Annotated in this window: 7 protein-coding genes; all 7 read right to left on the bottom strand. The window is 42.2% G+C overall.

What is annotated here, in order from left to right:
* The coding region (locus AACL61_RS08170) for a mucin-binding protein (RefSeq protein ID WP_414467216.1) at positions 1-980 on the bottom strand (980 nt) is incomplete at its 3' end.
* Between the two features lie 110 nt (positions 981-1,090).
* Entirely contained in the window at positions 1,091-2,848 is a 1,758-nt protein-coding gene (locus AACL61_RS08165; protein WP_339111218.1) for a mucin-binding protein, read from the bottom strand.
* Between the two features lie 12 nt (positions 2,849-2,860).
* Positions 2,861-4,474 (bottom strand): YSIRK-type signal peptide-containing protein, encoded by a 1,614-nt coding sequence (locus AACL61_RS08160; RefSeq protein WP_339111217.1) that lies wholly within the window; start codon positions 4,472-4,474, stop codon positions 2,861-2,863.
* Positions 4,475-5,154: 680 nt separating this feature from the next.
* Positions 5,155-6,822: an FAD-dependent oxidoreductase gene (locus tag AACL61_RS08155; RefSeq protein ID WP_339111216.1), complete on the bottom strand. Its 1,668-nt coding sequence runs from the start codon at positions 6,820-6,822 to the stop codon at positions 5,155-5,157.
* Positions 6,823-6,835: 13 nt separating this feature from the next.
* Positions 6,836-7,399 (bottom strand): alkyl hydroperoxide reductase subunit C, encoded by a 564-nt coding sequence (ahpC, locus tag AACL61_RS08150; RefSeq protein ID WP_102815945.1) that lies wholly within the window; start codon positions 7,397-7,399, stop codon positions 6,836-6,838.
* A gap of 100 nt (positions 7,400-7,499) precedes the next feature.
* Positions 7,500-8,381, bottom strand: coding sequence for an L-serine ammonia-lyase, iron-sulfur-dependent, subunit alpha (sdaAA, locus tag AACL61_RS08145; RefSeq protein ID WP_339111215.1), 882 nt, complete (start codon positions 8,379-8,381; stop codon positions 7,500-7,502).
* A gap of 11 nt (positions 8,382-8,392) precedes the next feature.
* Complete coding sequence (locus AACL61_RS08140) at positions 8,393-9,055, bottom strand: serine dehydratase beta chain (RefSeq protein ID WP_102815943.1); 663 nt, start codon at positions 9,053-9,055, stop codon at positions 8,393-8,395.
* Positions 9,056-9,092: the final 37 nt, after the last annotated feature.

The raw sequence follows: 9,092 nt of genomic DNA, 5'->3' as shown, positions 1-9,092 counted from the left end.
GCAAATTTATGGATAAAATGAAGGTCTTGACTATCTGCCGTCACATATTGTTCATCAATTTGCTGGTTTGAAGGGGTATAACCAGCAACTAGTGGTGAAACAACCGGTGTAAAGTGATCGCTTACTGGTTCCCATGACTCCCAACTAGTTTTACCTGTTACCTGATCTGTTAATCCATCGCGGGTAAAGACGATCGGAGCTGCTATTCCGCCCTCAACAAACTCATAGCGAATATCTTCATTAATTATTCGTTGCTCAGTAACCTTTTCTGTTCCATGAGTTAAGTGAACAATTACATTTAAGTCATAGTCAGCAAATGTAGCTGGCAAGGTTTCCTGACTAACCAGTTTATAGCCAAGCTGCTCATAATGGGCACTGACATTTTGATAGTCTTCACGCATTGCAAGTGGTAATTGTTCGTCAGCATAGCCTGATCCTAATCGCGCATGATTAATAAGGGTTAGCCCTGTCGCATCATCAATTACGGAATAAGTAATTTCATGAGGTTCAGTTGTATAATTTACCGTCACTTCAATCGGCTGTTCGCCCTGGGTAGCAAGCTCATTAGCAACTACTGTTTGATCTGGAGTATAACCCTTAATTGATGGTGAAATTACTGCCGCAAAACTCGTTGGATCACTTTCAATTACTGATTGACCATCCTTAATCGTTTCCGACTGCAAGACTTGCCACTCGCCCCGGTTAACTTCTTTCGTAACCTCATTTGTTGTTAATAAACGAGCAAAAGTGACTACTTGTTGAACATCAGGAGCAGCGGTTTCACCCTTTCGTGGACCATTTGCATATACATAATGAATGGTCCGTAATGATTGCACCTGTTCTTCTTTTGATGTAATCCGCGGTTGATAATATACTTTGACACTTTCACTTGGCACTAATGCAGTTGGGTGACCATCTGCCACAACTGGATACGGATTGCCCTTTGTATCTTCCGGAGCCGCATATCCATACTTTTGCAAGTCTGGATTTGGTGATGCTGGCCAACCGCCTCTTTCTAACTTCCATGCTTGATCAGCATTAGCGAGTGGGATTTCAACCAGGTAATTGCCATTCTGATCACGTTGTTGGTTCAGCGTATAACCAATAATTGGTGGTGAGGGCCAGCCACAATTGCTTGCCGGGCAAAGGTAGCCTGTTGGATGACCGGTTCAGTAACGCCCTCAATCATTATCTGTTTATCCGTAGTGCGGTCATAATAGGTAATCGTCCGCGTGGTTGTTTGATGTTCCACCTGTAAGCTATTCTTCATCAAGATATGAACAACTACATTTTGGTCAATATGGGTAAATTTGCTTGGCAGCTTATCTTCACTCACAACCGTGTAGCCCAATTGCCGATAATGATCAATCGCTCCTTGATAAGCAGCGGTTGCACTTGCCGGTAATGCTTCATCTGCAAAGCCACTTGTTAAGGATTGGTGATCAACTAGTGTCTTATCATCGGTATCATCAATAATCGTATAAGTAACTGCATTAGGAGCAGTCTTATATTCTACCGTGACCGTAATATCGGGATCGTCCGGTTTAGCTTGCATGGCCGCGACCGTTACTTGGCTCGGCGTGTAGTAGTCGATTGCCGGTGAACTAACAGCGGAGAATTGATCGTCCTTAGTAGTCCATTCACCTACTTTTGTTTCACCAGTTACTTGATTAACCTTCTTAGGGCGAGTAAATGTAACTTGTTGATGAACACTTGGAGCAGCGACTTCACCTTTTCGTGGTCCATTCACATAAACATAATTAACTGTCCGCTTGACCGGCAATTCTTCGTTAGTGACAATTACTTTTTCTGGATAAAAGGCTTTTACTTCTTCATCCCCAGACAAAGCAGTTGGATGGCCTTCTGCAACAAGTGGGTAAGCTTGACCATTTGCGTCTTCAGCCAGTTCATAGCCTTTTTCTGTCAAAATCGGATTAGTCGAAGCTGCCCACTCACCAGTAGCAGGAGTCCAGGCCTTGTCACCATTAGTCACTTCAATAAGATAATTGCCACGATTGTCCTGTTTGCCATCAAGGTTGTAGCCAAGAAGGGAACCATCCTGACCACTAATTACCGCTTGCCGGGTGAATTTAACCGCTTGCTTAACTGGCGGAATATCAAGCTGTTTTCCAGTATCTTTGTCATAGTACGTAATTGTTCGCGTAACGGTCCGTTCTTCGCTATGCAGTTGATTTCGTTTAGCAACATAGATTGTTACGTTTTGGTTAACGCTCGAGTTGTCATCGAAAGCAGCGGGTAACTTATCGGCAGAAACTAGGTAATAGCCCTTATCTTGATACCCTTGGATTACCTGTTGATACTTAGCAGCAGTATCAGTTGGCAATGGTTCATCACTTAAGCCGTTCGCTAATGGGATCTGATTTTCTAAGACTTTTTGAGTATCTTTATCAATGACAGTATAGGTAAGTACTTGTGGGTCGGCTACATAATAAACAGTGATATCAGCATCTGGTGAATCATGTTTAACGGTTATTGCAGCAATTGCTTTAACCGGATTGCCGCCTTCATCGACCGCGTGGTAACCAGCAATTACCGGAACATCCACGGCCGCAAATGTATCATTAGCAGGTGTCCAGGCAAGCCATTGACCATTATCATTAATCCGGGCAAAGCCTAACTTAGTTGTATAAGTTGGCACTGCTTCCTTGCCAGTGTCTTTGTAGAGATAGTGGATTGTTTCTTTAACTTGCTGGTTTTCAACATTATTTACTTTTCCAGTTAAAATCCCACTGTTACTAGTAGTATCATTCCGATAAACATATGGCTGGAGGTAATAGCCCGCTTCCTGATTGACTAGTTCTTGTCCCTGCTCGTTAGTAACAGTCAATTTCCATGGATGCTACTCAAGATAACTTTGTAAAGCGGTATCCTTTAAAGCCACCCCTTGATAGTAACCCTTGGTAAAAATTTGATCTGCATTGGGGTCCTTAATATTAGCAGGTGGTAGCACGCCGCTTAAATCTTTTGGGCGCCAGCTAATTAGGCCAATGCCAGTATCTTTTCTAAAACCAGCATAGTCGTCCGCAATCGTTACATCATAGGTTCTCGTTAAGCCATCATTAGAGTCTGTGCTTTTAACTGTAATTGCCGGAGCCGTTGTGGAGATCATTTTGCGGGTAACATAGGTATTAGAGGCATCAATAACGGGGTCCAGGTCATAATTCTCGTAGTGGGAAATAATGCTCTTTTCAAGTGCATTTTTAACACCTGCAGCACTAATGAACTGGTAATCAACCTGATCATTGGCAGCAGGTTTAGTAACGGTAATCGTAAAATGCTTTCCTAATTTAACCCCGCTTTCACTCTGAGCAGCAAGGGCAACTGTTTCTTCATGATCAGGATAACGAACAGCTTCATCACCGATACTCCACGTCTTGGTTTGTTGATTATAGTACCAAGTATGAACAGCATACTCACTACTGCTTTGTGGGATAATAGTTTGATTAAAGTTATCAGCAGGCTTTACCTGAGCCTCAACTGGAATCTTAAAACCACTAGTAAACCGGCGATTGCCAATTTGAATGTCGTTTTGTGGAACGAGCATTGTTGGTGCCGTTGCTGTACTGGAATAAAGATGGAAATAGCGAGTATCCAACGGTGCCTCATCCAGGTTAAAACCAGTAATATTGTGCCACGTCAAGTTAAAATGCAAGCGTGCCAAAGAAAGGTTATTCTTACCGTACTTAGTCTTAATATTTTCTAGCTCATCATTGAAGACAATCTGGTAGGAATCGTTGGACCCGCCATTCCCGTTGCTACCAAGGGTATTATTATTTTGTGATGCTTCCCAGGTTACATCTTGCAGATCCTTAACAACTTGTGATTTCGGGCTGCTAATGGCATATGATCGATTATTAGCAGCAACCGGCCGCATATAACCAATTACCGTTGAATAGCTTTCCCCACTAGTAGCTTGATAGTTAATGTTAATTGGCATTGTTTGACTTGCCCCACCCCCATAGGACAAGATGTGTTGCTGATCATTAGCCGTCAGCTGATATGGAATTCCCATGGAAACATTAATGTAATTTCCCGATTTGATCTCATGGTTAGCAATGTCAAGGTCAAGATCAAAGGCCAGATTAGTCCGGCCAGTATGATCAGTCCCGTTTCCCTGTTCAGATGCTGCTTTAACATTTGTTACCGTATAAGCTGTTTCATCAACCGGTGTCGTTGGTGCTAGCTCCTTACTAGTTGATGTCGTTGTATTGATATTTGATTGGCTCTCATTTGTGGAAACAACAGCTGGTAGTGTTGTTTGAGCAGCAGCCGGCTGGGGCGTTATTCGATTAGCACTTGTATCAGCTTGGGCGGTCTCACCATTAAGGCCAAGAGCAATACTTGTTCCCAATAAAACCGATACTACCCCAACACTAAGCTTTCGTAAGGCAAAGCACTGCGTTATCGGCATATTCTTTGTCAACCGTTCAACCTGATTATTCTTTGCAGTCAATATAAACTTCTCCTAAAATTAACCAGTAAAATTTTACTGATCAACTCTTTAATAAAAAAGGTTAACTATTAATCAATAGGAAAAATATAGTAAAAATTTTACAAGTAATTTCTATTGATCGATGGTTGATAGATGTGGCTTAAGCATCAATTAACAAACATAATAAAACAATCCAATTATAATTACAAGCTGATAAATGATTTAAAATTAGCATACAAAAAACTGCCTTACAACACCACTATTGTAAGACAGTTTTTTTAGACAATGCATCGAGTATTACTGTAAGTAATTAAGCAAGCATTGCATAAGCGTTAAGTCATTGCAATAAACCCTTGCTCTCCGCATTGTTATAATAATTATCATGTGATAAATTTTATAATTTATCCACACTTATAGAATAACAGGATTTAGATAAATTTCAATACATAAGTTGATGTTTTTCGCCGTTTTTAGGCCCTTTTGCGGATTTTGCTGGCTCTTAATGCTGATAAATAAAGTTTTCTATCCCATTGTTTCAGAAATGTTAAATTTTGATTTCGATTGTCATTAATAGAAAGTTTAAGTATTTACCAGTAATCATTGGCTGGCTTGTATTTATCAATTGATATGAAGATCCTCTTCTCTATGCAAATAAAAAACGAGGATCAAAGAGTTTATACTTCTTCAAATCCTCGTTTATCTTAATTTTGATGATATTTTTCAACTGCCGTAACTAGCTCTTCCAACGATTGGCTCCCAAAAATAACTGGGTCATCATTAATCATCGTCGCTGGAACACTCATAATCTTCTTTTCTTTCCGTAATTCTGGGAAGTGTTGCAGATCAATCATCGTGGCAGTAATTCCCGCATTCAGAGAAGCCATCCGTTGACAAGCCGCAACAACATCAGGACAGAAATGACAAGTTAAGGAAACGCCAATCCGAATCTTAGTCGGCGCAAGTTTCTTAATTCGTTCTACCATTTCTGGTGCAATTGTTTGTCCAGGACCGGCAACGTTGTAGACACCTAGAACTAAGGAGTTTAATTCGTGACCAGTTGGAATCCCCGCATAATGTAAGCCAGTATCATTACCATCCGCATCAAGCAAGCGCAATTGTGGTAAGTACTTTACGTCCGCTGGTGCCGGCTTAGTCTCCATCTGCAGGTGCTGATCAAGAGATGCAAATTCTTCAACAAAGCTAACTAACTGATTGCTAAGCTCTGTCCCATTGGTTAACACTTGGAGTTTAATATCCTTGGTTAAGCGGGCAAAGATTGGTTGTAACTGTTGGTCAATCTCGGCTGGCAGCCAGTTTCCTTCATGCGGCGTGGTGTTTTCTTGTTGACTAAGTTCGCTCGTTTGTCCCACGGTCTTAGCAGGCTTTTTGTTAGTTTCTGCATGAATCGGGATACCTTGCTTTTCCTTTTGCAAAATAATGTATCGTTCTGCAGCAGTAGAAGCAACCGCCCCATCGGATGCAGCTGTCACGATCTGGCGAAGATTTTTATGGATAACATCCCCAGCAGCATAAACGCCATCGATGTTTGTCTTACCATTTTCATCCGTCATGATATAGCCCCGATCATCCAAATCAAGGATATTAGCTAATGCTTTCGTTGCTGGTTGCGTACCAATATAAATGAACATCCCAAATGTCTGGTCACCATCATCAACATGGTAAACCGTCTCTTCGCCAGTCTTATTATTGACCAAGGTAGCAGTAGTAAGGTAATCATCCCCACTAACTTCCTTTACCTCAGTATTGTATTCCACACTGACTTTAGGATTATCCAAGGCGCGCTTAGCCGTCAATACAGGACATGCAAAATGATCGTCACGAACTAAAACAGTAACATGCTTGGCAAAGCGGCTCAAATAGTCAGCTTCTTCAGCGGCTGCATATCCGCCACCGATGACAAAGACTTGAAGGCCGGTAAAAAGTTCGCCATCACAAGTTGAGCAATAAGCAATTCCCCGTCCACGAAATTCATTTTCACCGGGAAAACCAACTTTTTTAGGATTAGCACCAGTCGCAATAATTACGCTTCGGGCAGTATATTTTTGACCACTCTTGCCAATCAATGTCTTAACTTCACCAGTAAGCTCAAATTTTTCAACCGCATCATGTTGAATTTCAACCCCAAAGCTAGCGACCTGGCTTTGCATCTGGTTCATCAATTGGGTACCGTCGACTTTTTCGACAGCTGGATAATTGTAGACTACCGAAGTCGTTGTTACCTGACCGCCGACAGTATCTCCTTCTAAAATCAACGTATCCAAGGTTGCGCGTCCAGCATATAAACCAGCAGATAATCCCGCTGGTCCAGCACCAACGATGATTAAATCATATAAATGTTGTTCTGCCATTTAGCTCACCAAATTAAAGCTTACCAACTAGATCAAGACTTGGCTTAATTGAATCTTGGCCTGGCTTCCAGTTCGCTGGGCAGACCTGGTCACCATGTTCACGAACAAATTGAGCAGCTTGGAGTGTCCGTAAGATCTCATCAGCACTCCGACCAATTCCCATATTATTAATTGTGTAGGATTGGATAATACCATCAGGATCAACAATGAAGACTCCCCGGTATGCTTGACCAGCGTCTTCGTCAAGAACATCGAACATCCGGGCTAACTTACCAGCTGGGTCAGCAAGCATTGGATATTTGATCTTGCCAATCTTGTCAGAAGCCTGAGCCCATGCCTTGTGGACAAATTCGGTATCCTCAGAAACAGAGTAAATCTCAGCGTTTGCTTTCTTGAAGTCTTCGTACTTATCTTGCAAAGCTTCCAATTCAGTTGGACAAACAAATGAGAAGTCAGCTGGGTAGAAGAAGAAAATACTCCACTTACCTAAAACATCCTTCTTGGATACTTCGGTTGTTTCACCATCATGATAAGCATTTACCTTAAAATCTTCAATTTCATGTCCTACAAAGTTCATGTATATCCTCTCCTTAAATTAGAATCATTCTTAACTACAACTCTTAGTATAACCTTTTTATTCTAATTTGCAAGTAATTTTAGAATAATTCTAAAAAAGATTAAATTTCCTTGCCGAAGATTTTCGCCTTAATTGCCTGTCCAGTTGGGGTTCCAGCCAGTCCACCGAGTCCTGTCTCCCGTAAATCAACTGACATTGACCGGCCAACCTTATCAAGGGCAGAAATACATTCATCGGCCGGAATCATACTCGTACAACCAGCGAGTGCCATATCGGCTGCAATTAACGCGTTTCCAGCTCCAATCGCATTTCTTTTAACACAAGGGATTTCTACCAAACCGGCAATCGGGTCACATACCAAGCCTAACAAGTTACTAAGAGCAATTGCCAATGCTTGACTGCTTTGTTCTGGACTACCACCCGCTGCTTCAACAGCCGCTGCGGCAGCCATTGCCGATGCTGAACCAACTTCTTCTTGGCAGCCACCTGTCGCGCCAGCAATTCCCGCATGATTGGCAATAATTAAGCCCAACCCACCAGCAGTAAATAAGAAGCGAATCATCTGATCTTCACTAAGGCCTAATCGTTGCTCTAACATAAAAAGAGCGCCAGGAAGAGTCCCGGATGAACCGGCAGTCGGGGTTGCGCAGATGACTCCCATTGCTGCGTTAACCTCGTTAGTTGCGATCGCATTTTCTACAGCAGCCATCATGACATCACCAGAGAGGGTCTTTCCTTTTGCACGATATTTTTTCAGTTTAATTGCCTCGCCTCCAGTTAGACCAGTTTTTGATCGAACTCCCAGCTCATTTTCACCTTGTTTAATTGCGGCTCGCATCGTCAATAAGTTTGCTCGCATCCGTTGCCAAACTTCTTTTCGATTGCTACCAGATTCATGACATTCTGCCTCAATCACTAGTTCGGACAATGCTTTTTGCTGAATTTCTGCAGTTCGCACTAAATCTTTAACACTTTGATACATCGCTCTTTCTCCTAAAGACAAATTGCAGCCGGGTACTTCTTTTCAAAATAAGCAATCGTCGCTGGCTGCATCGGTTTTTTAATATCGTAAACATAAATATCACAATCATCTGCCCGTAATACTTGCCGCCGGGTAAATGGTGCTTTTTCTTCCAAATCAGTATTGATCGCCAGTGCATTGGCCATCTGTTTACTATAATCGCGAAAGATAACAATTGGTAAGGGACCCGCTGGTAAAATATCAACACCATCAAGGCTAATAGCCCTAATTTCAATTATCCCGCCACCAATCGAACAACCGGCAACCGTTACCCTCGTCTTGTCACCAATCATTTGAAGAATAGCTGTGTTAGGATGGTGAATCGGGCTTTCACCCTCTTCTTCAACAAAGCGAAGGTCCATTCCTCCTTGGCGAGCAATCATTGGCGCCGATGGAACTCGTGAATCGTCTGGCGCAAATCCTAGCAATCCCGCCGCAATTGCATAGTCTGTCCCATGACCACGATGCGTCTGGGCAAAAGATCCATAATAGTGAACGGTTACTTTAGGTGGAACCGTGCCAAAAAGCTTATTTGCGACTCGACCAATCTTGACCGCCCCTGCAGTATGCGAACTAGAAGGACCAATCATTACTGGTCCAATAATGTCAAAAACACTTTTATAGTTATTTTTCATGTTGTTGTTTCCTTAAAAATCGAGTAGGAGATAATTG

Origin of the sequence: Limosilactobacillus reuteri subsp. porcinus (assembly GCF_036621895.1) — a bacterium.
Taxonomy (GTDB): Bacteria; Bacillota; Bacilli; order Lactobacillales; family Lactobacillaceae; genus Limosilactobacillus; species Limosilactobacillus reuteri_J.
The sequence above is the reverse complement of the archived record's forward strand: the minus strand, read 5'-3'. Positions and strand labels throughout refer to the sequence as shown.